At 42.1% G+C, this 18,370-nt stretch carries 15 protein-coding genes; 7 read left to right on the top strand and 8 right to left on the bottom strand.

Annotated features, from left to right (window positions below):
* The 3 genes from KAH81_07950 to KAH81_07940 form a co-directional block, all read left to right on the top strand.
* Nucleotides 1-2,509 (top strand): hypothetical protein (locus KAH81_07950; protein MCK5833587.1); only part of this gene is annotated, 2,509 nt, incomplete at its 5' end.
* Nucleotides 2,510-2,537: 28 nt separating this feature from the next.
* Nucleotides 2,538-3,626 (top strand): N-acetyltransferase, encoded by a 1,089-nt coding sequence (locus KAH81_07945; protein ID MCK5833586.1) that lies wholly within the window; start codon nt 2,538-2,540, stop codon nt 3,624-3,626.
* A gap of 8 nt (nt 3,627-3,634) precedes the next feature.
* Complete coding sequence (locus tag KAH81_07940; protein ID MCK5833585.1) at nt 3,635-4,606, top strand: NAD-dependent epimerase/dehydratase family protein; 972 nt, start codon at nt 3,635-3,637, stop codon at nt 4,604-4,606.
* Nucleotides 4,607-4,614: 8 nt separating this feature from the next.
* Here KAH81_07940 and KAH81_07935 read toward each other — a convergent pair whose 3' ends face one another.
* Genes KAH81_07935 through KAH81_07910 form a run of 6 tightly spaced genes read right to left on the bottom strand, consistent with a single transcriptional unit; the run spans nt 4,615 to nt 11,280 of the window.
* Nucleotides 4,615-5,313: a hypothetical protein gene (locus KAH81_07935; GenBank protein ID MCK5833584.1), complete on the bottom strand. Its 699-nt coding sequence runs from the start codon at nt 5,311-5,313 to the stop codon at nt 4,615-4,617.
* Nucleotides 5,314-5,320: 7 nt separating this feature from the next.
* Nucleotides 5,321-7,681 (bottom strand): VCBS repeat-containing protein, encoded by a 2,361-nt coding sequence (locus KAH81_07930; GenBank protein ID MCK5833583.1) that lies wholly within the window; start codon nt 7,679-7,681, stop codon nt 5,321-5,323.
* A gap of 11 nt (nt 7,682-7,692) precedes the next feature.
* Entirely contained in the window at nt 7,693-8,562 is an 870-nt protein-coding gene (locus KAH81_07925; GenBank protein ID MCK5833582.1) for a CPBP family intramembrane metalloprotease, read from the bottom strand.
* On the bottom strand, nt 8,544-9,107 hold the full coding sequence (locus tag KAH81_07920) for a phospholipase D family protein (GenBank protein ID MCK5833581.1): 564 nt from the start codon (nt 9,105-9,107) through the stop codon (nt 8,544-8,546). Before KAH81_07920 ends, KAH81_07925 begins: the two co-directional genes overlap by 19 nt.
* The gene (locus tag KAH81_07915) at nt 9,104-10,396 is read right to left on the bottom strand and encodes an asparagine synthetase B (GenBank protein MCK5833580.1); all 1,293 of its coding nucleotides are present in this window, start codon (nt 10,394-10,396) and stop codon (nt 9,104-9,106) included. The genes KAH81_07920 and KAH81_07915 overlap by 4 nt, the downstream gene beginning before the upstream one ends.
* Complete coding sequence (locus KAH81_07910; GenBank protein ID MCK5833579.1) at nt 10,375-11,280, bottom strand: hypothetical protein; 906 nt, start codon at nt 11,278-11,280, stop codon at nt 10,375-10,377. The genes KAH81_07915 and KAH81_07910 overlap by 22 nt, the downstream gene beginning before the upstream one ends.
* 193 nt (nt 11,281-11,473) lie before the next feature.
* Here KAH81_07910 and galT point away from each other — a divergent pair, with 193 nt between their 5' ends.
* From galT to KAH81_07890, 4 genes are read left to right on the top strand one after another with little or no spacing between them, the layout of a single operon-like run.
* Nucleotides 11,474-12,508, top strand: a complete 1,035-nt coding sequence (galT, locus tag KAH81_07905) for a galactose-1-phosphate uridylyltransferase (protein MCK5833578.1) — start codon at nt 11,474-11,476, stop codon at nt 12,506-12,508.
* Nucleotides 12,509-12,515: 7 nt separating this feature from the next.
* Nucleotides 12,516-14,201 (top strand): DUF1957 domain-containing protein, encoded by a 1,686-nt coding sequence (locus KAH81_07900; GenBank protein ID MCK5833577.1) that lies wholly within the window; start codon nt 12,516-12,518, stop codon nt 14,199-14,201.
* A gap of 18 nt (nt 14,202-14,219) precedes the next feature.
* Nucleotides 14,220-14,732, top strand: coding sequence for a hypothetical protein (locus KAH81_07895; GenBank protein MCK5833576.1), 513 nt, complete (start codon nt 14,220-14,222; stop codon nt 14,730-14,732).
* Entirely contained in the window at nt 14,722-15,387 is a 666-nt protein-coding gene (locus KAH81_07890; protein MCK5833575.1) for a hypothetical protein, read from the top strand. Before KAH81_07895 ends, KAH81_07890 begins: the two co-directional genes overlap by 11 nt.
* Here the strand turns inward: KAH81_07890 and KAH81_07885 are convergent.
* Nucleotides 15,384-15,788, bottom strand: coding sequence for a helix-turn-helix transcriptional regulator (locus KAH81_07885; GenBank protein ID MCK5833574.1), 405 nt, complete (start codon nt 15,786-15,788; stop codon nt 15,384-15,386). The two genes, KAH81_07890 and KAH81_07885, sit on opposite strands and share 4 nt — an antisense overlap.
* A gap of 232 nt (nt 15,789-16,020) precedes the next feature.
* The gene (locus KAH81_07880; GenBank protein ID MCK5833573.1) at nt 16,021-18,231 is read right to left on the bottom strand and encodes a PBP1A family penicillin-binding protein; all 2,211 of its coding nucleotides are present in this window, start codon (nt 18,229-18,231) and stop codon (nt 16,021-16,023) included.
* Nucleotides 18,232-18,370 lie beyond the last annotated feature (139 nt).

Below are 18,370 nucleotides of genomic sequence, written 5' to 3'. Positions count from 1 at the left end.
CGATATCTTGGGTGCCGGCTTCGAATATGAAGTCCATTACTATATTTCTGCTTGTGATACTTTAGGTATATGCTCCACTCTCCCTGAGAGTTGGCCGCTCGAGTTTTTCGGTTTTTATGTTGGGACAGATACGATAGCTCCAGTAATTCACCACAGACCTTTGAAGGATGCCGCACCAGAGGCGGCACCATATGAGGTTAAATTTGTCGTCGAGGATAATCTTGGGGTAGATAAATGCCTTGTTATATGGTCATTCAACCATGGGTCGCCGGAAACCCTTGTCACTATTCCAGATAGCATTGGGGAGTGCTTGACCTATCTAGAACCCGAATTCATCGATACGGGTGATAACATCGAATACCGTATTGAAGCAATCGATGGAGCGATAATATCGAACATCACGCTTTTGCCTGTTGTTGGGAATTTTAGTTTTTCGATTGTCCGCTCTATTTGGGTTGATTTTGAGAGCGATGATGGCGAATTTATTTCGCCACGCGGTTGGCAATGGGGTATCCCGCGTGAAGATGTTGGTGCCTATTCGGGTAGTAAATGTTGGGGCACGATGCTTACGGGCGATTACAGTAATAACGCTGATTATATATTGAAAACGGATGATTTCGATGTGATCGGATGGAATTCAGGGACTATGGAGATGTGGTCATTCTGGGCTGCTGAAAGGCCATTCGATGGAGGACATCTTCGTATAAGCTCCGATGGTGGTGTTCGATGGTATGATATCGAGCCTATCGGAGGCTATCCATCATCGATGGTTGCTGCGAGTGGTCATGCTGGTTTCAGCGGATATAGCGATAGTTGGGAGAAGGTTATTTTCGATCTAACGCCTTTCATGTCCGGTGGTTTCGATCTAATTAGTTTCGAATTTATCTTCAAATCTGATGATGGCGCCAACGGTCCGGGTTGGTATATCGACGATTTGGCCCTTCTTGAAAAACAAATTGTTTTGTCGCCCGGTAATTTAATTGCTGAATCGGGCTACAATATTCATATTCCTTTAAACTGGGCGTCACCTGATCCTTCATCTGGCACTACAATTCGCTTTAGGCCAGCGAGTTTTGATGGATATAATATTTATCGAGCGTTAAGCCCCGATGATTTTACAATGACTCCAATTAATCCTCACCCGATTATTGACACATTTTACACGGATACAGATGTTGCAAATGAAATCCCATATTATTATCGGGTTACTGCGCTCTATCATGATGAGGAAAGTCTTCCAACAGCCATAGCCGAGGCAATGCCATTCAATGCCATCGCCTCGATAGAACCGGACAGTGTTGCCCTCGTTCTAACATATGGCTCAGAGCCATTCGATACTCATCTATCGATAGCTAATATTGGAAGTGGAGGTTTAGAATTCGAAATATCCGAATTTAATTCTGAACCGGAGACAAGGGAATGCGGCTCTGTGTCGTCCGATTTTGGTAGGCGCATTATGGATGTCCTGAGACATATGAATGAAGGCAGTGCCTTCGACGACTTGATTGTCGATGCTATGACTTCGCCTTCACCAGACGATTGGAGATTTTTGTTACGCGATCCAGACGAGCCTTCGACAGATAAAGATATTCGTGATATTTGGGGTCAACATGACGGTGCTAATGTATGGTTTAAGTTTGATTCGTGGAGCTATATGGGCGATCCCGAGGAGGATTTTGCCGCTGGTTTCGGGATAGATATCGATATGGATCCCAGTACCGGAAGCCCTGACTTCATGGGAGTTGAATATCTTGTTGCCGTGGGCGCAATTCCGCTTCCTACTCCTGGAGTGATTCTTAAATATGCGCCTTCGAGTTCTTATGGTTGGGATCTGGCAGGAACACCACATTGGATAATGGCTAACGGTGATTCCGCTGGCGTTGGTTTCACTAAGGCACAGATAGAAGACCCGTCGTCGATATATATTTACGCTGCAATTATTACCGAATTCACAGGGGTCCCGGTGTTCGAAGATCAGGCTCCGAATCCCGGGAGTTCCCCTATCTTGTATCTTCTATCGGATGCTTGGTGGCTGGATGAATCGCCAATTAGCAGTGTAGTTTCTTCCGAAGCACCGCAGAGTGTGAATCTTCATGTAGATGTTCCCTCTATTTCGATAGGCGAATACAGGGCTTGGCTTGGAATAACAACAAATGATAGAGCTAATCCCAGCAAGGTGATTCCAGTGTATTGCCGGATTGTTCCAGTAGGAATTAGCGAGATCGATAAACCGCTTACTCTTTCTCTTGGAAAACCTTTTCCAAATCCGTTCAATTCCGCATGTCGTTTCGAGTTTTCGACGCCAGAAGGATATGTTGAGATCAAGGTTTTCGATATTGCTGGAAGACGGATAAGAGAACTATTTTCCGGTGATGTGTCGGCAGGGAAATATGGGACGGTTTGGGATGGAACAGACGAAGCTGGGAAGCCGCTTCCGACCGGCGTCTATAATCTCAGTATCTCTATCGGTGAATCGACAGAAACCGCAAAAATTCTTCTCGTTAAGTAAGGTTCTGATGATAACAATTCGACCAGTTATGAATAAAAACGATCTCGGTGATTTTATCCGGGCACCATATCATATCTATAAGCATGATGAAAAATGGGTTGCACCTCTTAAAATGGATGAGTTTAAAAAACTAGATAGAGAGAAAAATCCGTTTTTCGAACATGCCGAAGCCGAGTTTTTTGTTGCGAGAAAGGGGAGAAGATCGGTTGGACGAATCGCAGCGATAGTCGATAGGCTTTTCGAAGAATATCATCGAGAGAAAGTTGCATATTGGGGATGGTTCGAATCCGAGAACGATAAAGCTATGTCCAATGCCCTTTTCGATTCGGCGATAGAGTGGGCGCAAAAGCAGGGAGTTTCTCGAATCATTGGTCCTCTCAGTCCATCTGCAAACGATATCGCAGGTCTGCTAATCGATGGCTTCGATTCCTCGCCTGTCTTGATGATGGCCTATAACCCCCCACATTATATAGACCTTGTCGAGAGATACGGTCATAAAAAATGGAAAGACCTCTATGCGTGGCTAATCGATAAACCCGAGATGCCGGAAAGGCTTGAAAAGATTATTCCTCGGCTTATCGAGAGAGGACGTTTCACTATAAGAAACATCAATATGAAGGATTGGGACAATGAGATAGAGCGTGCCAGAATTATTTATAACGATTTTGAGCAGGTAAATAATATATATACTCCCATGACTGAAGCTGAGTTTAAGCTACTTGGAAAAGACCTAAAAATGATAGTCGATCCCGACCTTGTCTTTTTTGCCGAGATCGATGGTAAACCTGTGGGGCTGTCGATTACCATTCCGGATTTCAATGCAGCTCTTAAAACGGCCCACGGAAGGCTTTTCCCGATAGGTATATTCAAAATATTACAAGCAAAAAAGAGAATAACTCGCGCCAGAGTTATAACTATGGGTGTGATGGAGGGTTTCCGCAATCGCGGAATAGACCTTGTTTTTTATTATAAAACATATATAAACGGTTTAAAAAAGGGATTCACAAGCGCCGAACTATCATGGGTGGACGAGGATAATCATCCTATGAATAACACTGCTATAAAACTCGCAGCAAAAAAATATAAAACTTATCGTATTTATGAATATAAGCTATAGGCTGGATAATGAGGATACTCGTAACAGGCGGTACCGGTTTTGTGGGCTCGCATATAGTCGATAGACTTTGCGAAGAAGGGCATCGTGTGGTTGTCGCGATTAGGGAAAGCTCAAATTTACGTTGGTTGAATAAAGATGCAGAGAGGATCATCGCACCAATGGAAAGGCTCGATGCCCTGAAAACCGTGCTTCCCAAGATGGATGCTGTTGTGCATTGTGCTGGTGCTGTCAGAGCTAAACGGAAAAGCGATTTTTTTAAGACAAACCTTCTGGCGACTGTTAAGTTAGCCGAATTATGTTCGCAGTATGCTAGTGGCCTTAAGAGGTTCGTTTTCATATCTAGTCAGGCTGCAGGAAAACCCGGTCGAGATTGCGAAGTAATTAATGAAACAACCATGGAGTGTCCGGTATCGAGTTATGGCTGCAGCAAACTCGAAGCCGAGAGAGCACTTCGATCTTTTTCTTCGTTGTTTCCAGTAACCATTATAAGGCCACCGATGGTGTACGGCCCACGCGATAAGGATGTTTACACCTTTTTTAAGATGATTTCTAAGGGTATCATTTTATTTCCGGGAGATCCTGAGCGGCAGTTCTCGGCTATTTATGTCAAAGACTTGGCAGAAGCAGTTTCCGTTTCATTGGATTTTAAAAATGATTTTTCGGTTTACTTCATCGAAGATGGCCAAACTTATACTTGGCGTAAATTTACGAGTGCTATTGCCAGAGAATTGGGTAAACGAACACTCAGTATTAGACTGCCTAAATTCTCCTTGATTACGGTTTCGGGACTGGCTAGAGGGCTTTCTCTAATAAATCGAAAGCCACCACTTCTCTCTCTGGAAAAGGCGTATGAGCTTTCTAAAAACTGGGTTTGTGATGGTTCACTTTTCAGATATCAAGCCAATTGGGAACCACATTATAATGTTAAACACGGTATAGCCGAAACAATCGAATGGTATAAAAAAAACGGCTGGTTATAACCAGAGCCTCATAAAACATCTATTTTGGTGATGACCTGTTTAACAGACAAATTCATTTCCATGATTATGGGGACTTTGACACGGAGCTCCATCTCGAAGTAGGATAGGAATTTATAACCGTCTCGATAAGTTAATTTCAACACAGCACTGAAGTCTTTTATTGCGAATGGTTTTCTAGCATATTCGAAATCCATGCGTTCTAAATAGGCGGTTGTCGGATCGAACCAGGCTATCCCATCGATTTTGTTTTTACTTCGTTTTTTAGAGCGAAATCTGATTTTTCTTGTGGATTCGCTGTTTAGTGTAACAACACCGAGATCCTCGTAAATGTAATCTGGGAGAGTGTTTGTGTTGAAAGGCATATCCTCGTCGGCGAGGGTTTCTCTCTCTTCACTGTTTCCCTTGCCATTATCTGGCAATGAATCACCTTCGACTGTGGTGCTAAGAACCTCCACTTCGACGCTATCCTCTCCGTAAATTGTGTATCTTTTTTGAGAAAACACTGCGCCTTTTTTTTCAGTCCTCTTTTTGTCTTGATATGAAATAACTGTTTCCTCAGCAGTAAACATATACTGCTCAGGTGTTCCAAGAGTATCTGAAGCTATAATCCGTGTAACAAAGTCATCAAGCGATTCAGCGCGAGCACATGGAGACGCTGTAAAGAGCAATCCAAGAGTGAGGATAAAAACACCTAATATAGGTCTCATAGCTATTTTACTTAATATATAAAAGTTTTTGTTCTAATGACCTACCTAAGGTTGCAATGCGCGCAAAATAAACTCCTCCTGAGAGGGAATTGTTGGGAGTCCAGATTATAGTGGTATTCTTTGCGGGATGGACGATATTCTCGGAATGCACCTTTTTCCCAAGTATATCGAATATTTCAAGTTCAATTGGCCCAGTGGTGTTTGAAATATCGATTTTACAGGCGCCATTAAATGGATTTGGGTGCGAAGAAACGCTCAGCTTTGCCGGAAGCAAGTTTTTGTCCTCGATGCCGTGAGTGCCTTCTAGCCAGTGATAATTGAAGTTTGGTAAAACATCATAAACTCGTTCGATAGCGCCAGAATTCCATTGGATTACAACCGAATCTATGGATACCTCTTCGCCGATACCGAAATGAGCAATGGGTTCAGATTGGGAATGCAGGCCTCCGTATTGAGCGCCTATCTCGCGAAGCTGACTGATACCTCCGGCGAAAAGATAAATCCTTGTGCCGATACCCAGCTTATTTCCATCGGCGCCATCGAGTTTGAATCTCGCCCAATTATTGGATTCGGAGGTTATTGTAGCGGTTTTATTCTTATAAACCAATTTTTCTCTACCTAACTCCACAACCAGATCGAGATAGCCATCCATATCGATATCGCCCCAACCTGCGGCCGAGGCACCGTTGAGTATAAGTCCGGATTCTTCGGTGACATCGGTAAAGGTGCCGTCAGCATTGTTTTTATATAAAACTGCGTAGTTTCCGGGTGCCATTGCTGTGGCAAAAATGTCGAGCCAACCATCATTATTATAATCGATAAAGCAAGGGACACTGAGGTCATTGTGGTTGGATATACCACGCATTGCACGCTGATCGGTCATATAGAAATAGGGTGGTCCTTCGTTAATATAGAGGAAAGACCTGTCTGCGGTTGAATAACCAAATGCTGGTGATTCATTGGCAACAAAAAGATCCATGTCTCCATCGTTGTCTATGTCTCCGAAGCAAGCCCCCATTGAATTTCCATATATGCCCCCACCTTCATTATATCCATCTACTCCATAGAAGAAAGCTACCTCGCCAAAGGTGCCATCGCCATTGTTTTGCCAAAGATAATTGGAAAAATTGTGGCCATTGGCAACATAGATATCTGTCCAGCTATCATTATTCCAATCGCCCAGAGCGATTCCCGCGCCATATTGGGCAGTGCTAGTAGCAAGGCCAATTCCAGCGGCATCTGTAACGTTGGTGAAATATGCGCCTTCGTTGCGATAGAAAAGGTCTGGATAAAATGTCCATATAGAATCTGTGGAATCAAATGAGGCCGAATTGGTAACATAGATATCGAGATCACCGTCTTTGTCGTAATCCAGCCAGGCGGCAGCCTCGGTGATGTAGTCATTTGCGATGTCTCCCGCAGGCGAAGTTACATCGTGATATAAATACCCGGTTCCACCGTTGGCATACAGCTTGTCGGTTCCTATTCCACTGCAGAAGAAAATATCTGGTTCTCCGTCGAGGTCGAAATCGCCCCAAAAAGGATAACCAATACCGGAAATGCCAGTTCCGGCTACAATCCTAAATGTGCCGGAATCGTTGCGGTAAATTTGGCTTCCAGTTGCAAGGTCGGGATCGGAGTCTGCATCGCAGTCACAAAGCGCTACGCCTAAATTAGTCGAAGTAATGAAACTAGTATCGAAATCGAAGAGTGTTTCATCTGGAATGTTATAATACCAGCCGTGCGCGCGAATAAGATATGTAACATACCAGCTTCCGGTCGAATCAGTATAACTTGGTGGTAACCATTGACGCGACGATGGTATATAAAGATAACTTCGATTCTCGGTATCGACCATACGACTGAGATAAAGTGTTGGCATGAGAGGCGTAATTATTTTCCTGCCGACGAAACACTCACCGAGAGGTGGAAGATATATTTTCGTTGGTAATAATATTTCCTCCCATCCACCGAAACCTGCGGAATCTAAAACTTCCAAGAAAGAAGGAATGAGCTCATGTGTGCTCGGTTTACGAAGCGAATCTACATCCCATATATGCACTTCGAGCGAACCTCCATTGAAAACGTAGAATTCCACGGATTCGAGGCTACACGCGTGTTCGGCTTGGATTCGCAGAGCCTCGCACATGTTTTCGACCGGAGCAGAAAGAGAAAGCGTTGCAAAACCATCGTCGTATTCATAATCGAACGGTTCGGAATAGTCAAAGGGATTTGCGGCTCTCATCATTAACCCGGTGCATTCGGCTTCGAAAGTGACTCTCTGAGGTTTACAAGATGTGTTCGGATTTACTGAGAATGCTAAACCTATAACCAACATTAAAACGATAAACCTATAGAAAATAGACATTTGCTCCTCCGTTATTCGATAATGTTTTTCAATTCATTGAGTTTTAACAATTTATGACCATAATGTTTCATTAACAAAGTTACTATAATGATTGCCGATAATGCAAGTAAAATATATCCCACAAGAGAAAAAACAGGATAAGACAAATTTGCACCCATGCCCCCTTTAATGAAACCCAAGGCCCATATAGATAATGTTACAGCAAACCAAGTTGTTATTATTGAACCGATTATACGATATACCAAAGCCAAGAAGACACCCAGTAGGGTAACTGCAGGGAAAACAGAAATAAAGAACTTACCGATTTCGGCTATTTGGTTCGTCGATAATGGATCCGCTCCAAGAAAGGCGAATGGAGCTAATCCATAGACCAAGCCTGAAATAATCACAGCGGGAACCCAACCGAAATCTTTTGATAGTCGGCCCACGAAGTAGCCCCGAAAAAGGACCTCTTCGGCAAAGGCATGAAAAGCGCCGCCTATTATTAATACAGTCAATGGCAATGGCTCCATAGTGAATTGAAGATAACCGGCAAATCGTGGATCCAAAGAGCGTATGCCCATTATAGCAAATCCTGCAAGAAGGCCTAAACATAAGGCCAGGAGGCCATATTTGCGAGTTATGCCGAGGTCGGAAAGCCGGCCACCGGATTGAAAGGTGGCGAAAACTGCCCAGATAATGTAAGATAAATCTATCAATGGAATAACGAAACCGACGGTGCTTGCATACTCTTGTGGTGATTGAACTAATACTCTAACGAGAAGAAGAATAGCAATACCCATAGCCCATAAAATAAACGGTCCCATACTCCAATGTGTAGGTTTCCATTTAAAAGCGGGGGTTTTATGTGCGCCTATGGCCATTATTTGCATTTCTCCCATAAACGCTCGAATTCATTTGTATATTTCCGCGCGAGTTTTTTATCTCTAATCAAAAGCAAGTTTTCGTCGTTTTTATTCTCTGCTGAATTAGACCAATTATAGCTTCCTGTTAAAATAACAGCGTTATCAATAACGGTGAATTTGTGGTGCATATATCCTGTCGAACCGTCATATCGGACTGGTATTCCGTTATCAGCTAAATATTGAGTTTTGCTATACTTGCCGGAGCTTTGTTTATCGTCGGAAATGACGCGGGTAATAATGCCTTTACTGTGTGCCTCAATCAATGCTCTGGATAGTTCGATATTGGTTAGCGAGTAAACTGCAACATCTATTGTATTGTTGGCAGATAAAATTTTCTTCAAAATTAAGGCCCTGCAATCCTCAACAGCCGAAAAACAGACATCGATATTTTCTATGTTCTCGGATATTTTTTTTGAAGAAAAATCGCCTTCTTTGCCGGAACACGCTGTCGTTAAGATAAGTGATAAAATAAGCGCAAGAAAACTTGAAACGCGTGTTACTTTTTGATAGAAAAATATCAAGTCTTATGTTCCTTCTTTTGAGCAGCGGGGAAAAGAATATTATTGAGAATTAACCTGTAACCAGGTGATTGCTTATGAAGATTGAGATCCGTTGGTGGATCACCTATATAATGAGCATAGTCTTCAGGGTCATGCCCACCTAAAAAAGTCCAGGATCCTTTCCCGAGATTGCCATGGATATACTTAACCGCATTCTTATTCTCATAGCTACCGAGAATAATGCCGTGGGGTTTAAGAACATCCTTGTTATAAGCCGAATTTTGCCCGAGGAAATCCTGAACTATATTCACATGATTCTGAACGAGCATAGTAGGAACAGGGTCGTATTTTGCCGAGAAATCGAAAAGTGTAAAATAACTTGCTTCAGATGAAAATGCTCTCGAAGATGCCTCAGGCTTAACATCAATATTGGAATGCTCATAAACAAGGGGATTAGTAACTATTTCGAAATTCTCGAAAGCTAAGCATTCATCGAAATTAAGTTTCGATTGCGCATCGATATCCATAGGGTCTCCATCGAACTCTGCGGAAACGATGTCAATTTCGCGAGCGGCAAGGGCAATATCCCAAGTGTCAGTTGCACTGCACATCGCGAATAAAAAACCTCCACCGGAGATGAAATCCCTAAGCTTCAGAGCTACGGCGAGTTTCAAATCACTAACCTTCGAGAAACCGAGCTTTCTCGCCATCTCTTGATTGGTAGCTACATCTTGTTTATACCATAGCGTGTTTCTATAACTTGAATAAAACTTGCCAAATTGGCCGGTAAAATCCTCGTGGTGTAGATGAATCCAATCGAACTCGGAGGTTTTTCCTGCTAAAACATCAGCATCCCAAATAGTCTCATATGGCACCTCTGCATATGTGAGTGCAAGGGTAACAGCATCATCCCATGGTTCTTTATTGGGAGGAGTGTATATTGCTATTTTTGGTGCCTTCTCTAATAGCACTACCTCCATGTTGCTTTCTTCGATTTCGGCATAGATATCGGCGATCTTTGCACCATCAACAAGGTCGTAATCCACTCCGTTTAAACGACACAAATCCATAATCTTTTGTTCTGGTGGAGCAAGAAAACTTCCGCCACGATAGTTAAGCAACCATTCGATATTGAATCCTTCTCTCAGAGAATTGAAAGTCACACCATATGCCTTAAGGTGATCGTTTTGCGTCAAGTCCATTGGTATCAAAATCTTCTGTGAAAATAGGGGAAAGGCGATAACTAATAACGATGCAAACAGAACGACAAGCCTTATTTTTTTTACTTTTATTGTTTTTTTGGAAGCCATTTATTCAACCAATCTTTATTGGTGTGGCGAAATCTTCGATTAAATTCGTTCAATTTCATTATTTCAATATTCTCTTTGTCTAAATTTCTGACAGTTACAGTCATTTTAAAAGGATCTATCTTGTCGATAATATATTTTTCTTTCTCAACGAAAATCTTATCGCCCACTTTTGGGAATTTATTAGCCATTTCGCAATAGAAGGATTCTTCATAATCAAGACAACAAAAAAGCCTGCCACATGGGCCGGAAAGCTTACTCGGATTGACTGCGAGGTTTTGATCCCGTGCATATTGAGTAGATATAGGACTGAATTCTTTAAGCCATTTCATACAACATAACTCTATTCCACATGGACCTATGCCACCCATTTTTTTGGTTTCGTCACGCACGCCGATTTGTCTTAGCTCTATTCTTGTTCTGTAGGAGGAAGCCAGGTCTTTAACTAGCTCACGGAAATCGACTCTATGATCAGCGGTGAAATAAAATGTAATTTTATTGCTGTCAAATTGTAACTCGACATCGATGAGTTTCATATCTAAACCACGAAAATTAATCAACTCGCGACATGTTGCTATAGCTTCGTCTTCATCGCTTCGATTGATAGCAAGCTGATCTAACTCGTCCTGGCGGGCTCTATGGAGTATTTCAAGAGGGTATTTGCGTTGTGATTTATCGACTTGTTTTTGTGGTATTTTATTGCGTATCAATCCGAGGTCTCGACCCCTCTCTGCCTGCACAAGAACCCATTCACCGCTTTGTAGATTTAGGTGATTTCTATCTATATAATAGTCGAGGCGGTCCTTCTTGAACTGGACAATGTAACAGTCAGGCCGATGGCTCAATTCAGTTTCGTTTTTTTGTATAGGTTTTTGTTCATTATTCATAAGTTTTTTTCTTAATAAGTCTATAGATTCAATATCTAATTAATATAATCAATGAATTCGTTCTCGCAAGGTTTATCATTTGCAAGAGTTTAGATAGATGTTAAAATGGTGGTTGCGATAATTGTATATAATATTTATCTTAATTCCTCAACTATAAATCGAATTGAGTTTGAAATGAAAGGTTAAGTTCTATATGAGTGAGTTAAGACACGATCCGGTGCAGAAAAGATGGGTAATCGTAGCTATTGAAAGAGCAAGACGCCCTACCGATTTTAAGAAAGACCCAAGTAATGGGCACGTGCCTTCCGTTTGTCCATTTTGCGAAGGTAACGAAGATAAAACCCCTCCGGAAATAACTGCAATTAGGCCCTCTGGAACAGAAGCAAATTCCCCCGGTTGGAAAATTCGTGTAATTCCAAATAAATTCCCGGCTTTAGCTGTCGAAGGTGACCTTGGGCGTCGTGGCCTTGGGATATTCGATGTTATGAATGGTGTCGGCGCTCATGAGGTTATCATCGAATCACCCGATCATACACTTCATATGGGTGATATGCCGATAGAGCACCTTTTTAAGATATGCAAGATATATCGTGACAGGATATCTGATCTTCATAAAGATAACAGACTTCGTTATGTTCTTATCTTCAAAAACCACGGTAAAACGGCTGGAGCGAGTCTTGCCCATCCACATACTCAATTGATAGCCACCCCGATTACACCGAGAACTATAGCCGCTGAGCTAGATAGCGCTCGCGAGCATTATCTCAATAAAGAGCGTTGTTTGTTCTGCGATATAATGAATCAAGAACTCGCTATGCAAGAGCGTATAGTCTTAACTACGGACCAGTTCGTTGTGTTAGAACCATATGCGAGCAGGTTCCCCTTTGAGACGTGGATTATGCCGCGTATTCATTCGCATGATTATACTCAAACTACAGATGAGGTCCTTATGGACTTCGCAACGGTTTTAGGCGAAACCCTCCGAAGAATCAAAGTAGCCTTGGACGATCCTCCTTATAACTTCGTTCTTCACACTTCACCTAATTCAGTTCTTAGGCCGGGCAAAGAACATTATTGGAAAACTCTGCCGTATGATTGGCATTGGCACCTCGAGATAATTCCAAGACTTACAAAGGTTGCGGGATTCGAGTGGGGGACGGGATTCTATATTAATCCCACTCCACCAGAGGTAGCTGCAGAGTATCTTCGTTCACTTCAAAAAAAATAGGATTATCATGAGTGGAAAATTACATTTAGTGCTTCATTCTCATTTACCTTATGTTATGGGTCATGGCACTTGGCCCCACGGTACGGATTGGCTTTTCGAGGCATCTGCGGAGACTTATATACCCTTGCTTATAGCATTTAAAGAGCTTGAAGAAAAAGCCCTTCCCTTTGAGATGAGCATAGGTTTGACACCTGTTTTATGTGAGCAATTATCTCATAGGCAGTTTGCAGGGGCGCTTGAAGCCTATTTGGAAAATAAAATTACCAGCGCTAGGCAAAATCGCGAGGTTTTTTATGCCACCGGAGATAAGCAACTTGCTTCACTAGCGGAGATGTGGGAGAATGAGTATTCGAAGATCAAAGAGTTTTTTGATAAAGAGATAAAGTGTGATATTATCGGTGCCTTTAGATCACTTCAGGATAGAGGCAAGCTTGAAATTATAACCTGTGCCGCAACCCATGGATACTTGCCTCTTCTAGGCACAGACGAGGCTGTTAAGGGACAAGTTTTCACTGGAGTGAAATCTTACGAACGGCATTTCGGAAGACCTCCTAGAGGAATATGGATGCCGGAATGCGCCTACAGGCCTTCATATAATTGGAAACCACCTATTGGCGATGATGCTTCTTTTGATAGGCTCGGCGTAGAGGAAATTCTTAATTCCGCGGGTATCGATTGGACTGTTGCCGATTCACATCTTCTCGTGGGTGGTGAATCACAAGGAGTTTATATCGACCGCTTTGATAGCTTAAAGGCTCTATGGACCAGGTTTGAGAAGAACTACACACCAAAAATATCGAAGGGCGAAAGAACTACTCTTAAACCTTATTTAGTTTCGTCAACAGGCAAACCGGAAGGAACAGCGTTTTTTTTCCGCGATCCTGAAACATGTCTTCAAGTTTGGTCAGCAGAATGGGGATATCCCGGAAATCCTGCCTATCTCGATTTTCATAAAAAACATTATCCTGGTGGCCACAGATATTGGCGTATTACAGACGTAAAGGCCGATCTCGCAGATAAAAAGATATATAATCCAGATTGGATAGAGGGTGCGCTCGAAGAACAGGCTGAACATTTTGTTAAAGCAGTTCATGAAAAGCTCGAGGACGGAGGTATTTTAACTGCTCCATTCGATGCTGAACTTTTTGGCCATTGGTGGTTTGAAGGCCCTAAATGGCTTGCAAAAGTGGCTGAAAAGATTGCAGAAACGCCAGGCATAGAAATGATTTCCGGTTCAAAGGCACTCGAACAATCTGAACTCGACGAAGTTATCAATATTCCTGAAGGATCATGGGGACAGGGTGGATTTCATTATATTTGGTTTAATGAATGGACAGAATGGACATGGAAACATATCTATGAAACCGAAAAGAAAATGACCGAACTTGTTATGAAATGGAATTTAGCGGGTAATCCCAAAGAATTGATTGAACCACTTAAACAAGCGGCAAGGGAACTGCTGCTTTTAGAATCTAGCGATTGGCAATTTTTGATTAGCACATGGTCAGCTAGAGATTATGCGGAAAACAGGATTATCTTTCACCACAACGCATTCGTGAAATTGGCCGAGGGAATAGAGAGTATCTTGAATGGAGGCTCGGTTACTCAGGAGGAACGAACAAGATACCATCTTTTGGAAGAACAAGATAATCTATTTGAGGATATCGATTTGCAGTTTTGGGCTAAGAAATAGAAATTTCAGGAGTTATAAATGAATAAACAAAAAAAACCCTATTTTTCATCGGCGCTTTGGCCAGGGATTGTCCTTGGTATTTTATCTGTTATTCCAATTGTTAATTATGTTAATTTGATTTGTTGTTTATGGGTTATCGCCGGTGGAGTGCTTTCCAGCTTGATATTTAAACAGGAGTTCGGCGACATCACCCCCGGCCAAGGTGCAATAACCGGTCTTATTGCCGGTATAGTGGGTGCTTTTGTTCAGGCAATCGGTGTTGGAGTGTTATGGTATTTCTTTCACGAAAATTACCTGTCGAACCTCTACGAAATAGTTAGTTCTGCGGAATTCGATATAGCAACTCAGGAGATGATGGCTGAAGTTATTACCAATCAATGGCTTATGATTGCAGGGTCGCTAATTGGAGGTATAATGATATATTCCGTATTTGCCCTCTTTGGAGGTCTTATAGGTGCGGCTATCTTCAGAAAAAAGAAGTCTTCATTGTCTTCCGAGAGTGAAACTAAAGAAAGCGAAATTGAAGAATAAACTGAAAATTCGGCTTCTTTGCCTTATTTTATTTTCCAGTTTATGTTGGGGGTTTATTGGGCTTCGTGCTGGTATCGGCCAATTTGTCCCGCTGGACAGCACTTTTGAAGACACTTATGCGAATTCATATCTATTCGAGGGAAGGTTCAGTTTCCATGAACCTATTTTTATTCAAGCCGGAACTAAACTGATCAATGTTCATAATGCTTCTATTCCAATTATTACCGATCCAAGTATTTCTGCGCCTTTAACACTCGGCGCATATAAGCATAGACTGGATGCCATAGGAATTTATGGTGGTATTGGCCTGGGTTTCGAGTTGGGAAATGGGGGAACTGGATTGTTTCCTTATATCTCGGCAGATATCGGTCTTATTTCTCCTCTGATTAGTCAGAGGATTGAGTATTACATGGATGGCGATACTTCGGCTACAATTTACAAGGTCCAACAGGAGCGACATTGGGCATATATGGCTTCGCTATCCGCCGGCCTCGAGGTTAGAGTCATTGGAATTGGGATTTTCATTGAAGGTGACTATATGAAGGGCAGAGCCGTCGATTATGATGCAATTACCATCGATGGGATTGAATTATTCCCCGGAGGGACAATCGAGACAAACGGTTGGTCAATTTTCGTCGGTGTTTCAATAGACTAAAGATTTTCCACTCTTTTTATAATATCCAGAACAATCTCTAGATTAGTTCGTGAAAGCCTGGATAATCGGGAAAGAATATTGTATTTATCGATAAGTTCTCTTTCTCGTGTGTTGAATTCGTATCCCTTTGAATTTGTGGAATTAATATTCAATTCACGTTTGAGTCTCTTCAGAAGCTCCTCGGTCGATTCTCCAGATGCCTCTCCGCCGTAGATAAGGTAATCGCAGCTTGTTCCCAAAATTTTTGCAATTCTGCCGATAATTAAATAGTTCGGTTTATTTTGGTTTCTCTCGATAAAAGAGATCAACCCGGGGCTGGAGCCCACTAATTTGGCAAATTGCCTTTGCGATATATTTTTTTGCAACCGGAGTCTTCTAATTCTATCGCCTATATTCTCCATTATATCTCCTGGGAACATTTTTTAACTAGAGAAATATATCGAAATTCATTTTATATTCAAGTAATAATGATGTGAAGTTTTACAATAATTATTGAAGGTAATGAGAGGGAATGAATAGTATATTGCTTGCGATGTCAATCCTATTGAGCAATTTTAAGCAGAATTTATATCTCTTCGTATTTTCAAAATACAGATTTCAAGAATATATGTTTAATATATAGAATAGATTTTCTTAAAAACGCCCTTTTTGCGGTGAGGTTCTTTTTCCTCCCTGCATATTTGGGACAATTTGATCTTGATTCTGAGGTTGTCTTCTGTCGAATACCGGGCGGTTATCTTTATTGTGGAATCCCGGAGGACAGTAATCCGTGGGTTGTTTTCCCATAACAAATACTTCATGAATGACTTTTGGGCATTGACTTGTGGCTAATTTATGGCTTTCGCTACAGACATCGACAAAAGAAACCTTCCCAGCTGGGATTTGAAAATCTTCAAGCGGATATCTATCGGGGACATGGGCATATAACATAAACTGCGCCCAAATAGGCAAGGCCGCGCGCGAACCAGTCATACCATTACCAATAGGAGTAGAATAATCGTCATAACCCACCTGAACTCCACAACATAATTGGGGAGTAAAACCTATAAACCATGCGTCAGAGTAATCATCAGTTGTTCCTGTTTTTCCGCCGGCAGGTCGATCGAAACCCATAAGTCGTGCGGCGTAACCGGTTCCATGATCCACTACTGTCTGTAGCATGCTGGTCATAACATAAGCCGTGGCAGGTGAAAGGACTTCTTCTTTCACTGGAGTGCGGTTTTCGATGATTTTGCCATTTCTATCGATTATTCTAAGAATGGACGTAGGTTTAACCCTAACTCCCATATTTGGGAAGACTGCATATGCTTCGACGAGATCGATTAGCTTAACATCGCTGGTGCCCATAGAAATGGATAGATACGGTTCCAATTCGGTCGAAATACCCATACGCTTGGCATACCAAACTACTCTTTTAGGACCGACAGCATTACACAGCTTGACGGTAGCCGCGTTTCTGCTAGCTCGAAGCGCCTCTCTTAAAGTGATAGTGCCTTTATATTCATGGTCATAATTTTTGGGTGCCCAAAGTTCGCCGTTTCCCATCGGATATACTTCGGGTGTGTCGAGTAGGGTATCTACCGGTGTCCATCCATTGTCGATAGCTGCTGTATAAACAAAGGGTTTAAAGGCGCTTCCAGCTTGTCGTCCTCCCTGAATAGAACGGTTATATTGGCTTTCAAGGAAATCCCTTCCACCGATCATCGCGCGTATTTCGCCAGTGGCCGGAACAAGAGCTAGTAACGCTCCCTGGAGTTCTTTCCATTGCCTAATAGAATCACCGGAGATGCTGTCATAAGCCATCTCCGTATAGACAGTGTCATCGTTGTGATGTATTTTTCTTTGCCATTTTTCAAGGGCATCGATTTTTTTTGCGAACACAGTGTCCGCAAGTTGTTGAAGTTCCCAATCGAGTGTCGAGTAAATAGTTATTCCTCGTTCATAGAGATAGCTTTCGCCGTATTCGCGTTCGATGTATTGCCTTATATTCTCGACGAAATATGGTGCTTTCCACGAAATGGCTTCTTGATCCTCTTCTATACCTATATCGAGAGCCGAAAGGCTGTCATAGGTCGTTCGATCGAACATCTCGTTGTCGAGCATTAGGGAAAGCACTGTGTTTCTACGGCTTTTGAGCAATTTGAGGTTATTGCTATAATGGCTCGGTCTCTGAAGAAGACCCGCTATTGTAGCGGCTTCCCGTTCATCGACGTCTTTCGCTTCTTTTCTAAAATAGTATTTGCTTGCCGCTTCAACACCGTAGCATCCTTTACCGAGATATTGCTGATTGATAAAAAGCTCGAGTATCTCGGACTTGGAATACATCCGCTCTATCTTGAGAGCTGTCAAGGCTTCACGTATTTTGCGGGTAAGCAGTTTTTCTCTAGACAGGAAAAGTTCGCGAGTAAGTTGTTGGGTAATTGTAGAGGCGCCCTGTGCTCTTCTGCCTTGCTTTATATCGACATAAATTGCTCGAAATATGGCGCTCGCGTTAATACCCCAGTGTTCATAAAACCTCTTGTCCTCCGCCGCAAGTATGGCATTAATGATATTTTCGGATACTTCTGAAATAGGTACCCAAATCCTTTTTTCTCCAGCAAATTCGGCGAGAACTTCGCCGTCTATTGAATAGATGCGAGTAACAACAGCTGGTTGATAATCCTCTAAGACTTGAGGGTCTGGTAGTTGGGGCTGATAAAGTATATAGACAATAAAGATGAGCAAAGCTGGCAATAGGAAACCTAAGACTGCTCCTCCGAAGAGGTAAAATAATAATTTAGGAAGTTTAAAACCCTTTTTATCAGAGCCTAATTTCCTATAATGTCTATTTATTTCTCTATGCATTATATCTTAATGATAACATCAAAGCTATGTTTTTCAAGCCTTTTGTTAATTGCAGTTATGATACCACTGTAAAATAATGCATTCGAGAGATTCAATTGACATCTTTTAGGTTTTAATTTTGTGGGTTGCAATAAAACAT

The sequence above is a fragment of the bacterium genome, assembly GCA_023145965.1.
Lineage (GTDB): Bacteria > UBP14 > UBA6098 > UBA6098 > UBA6098 > UBA6098.
Note: the sequence above shows the minus strand (reverse complement) of the source record. Positions and strands in the feature narration are given on the sequence as shown.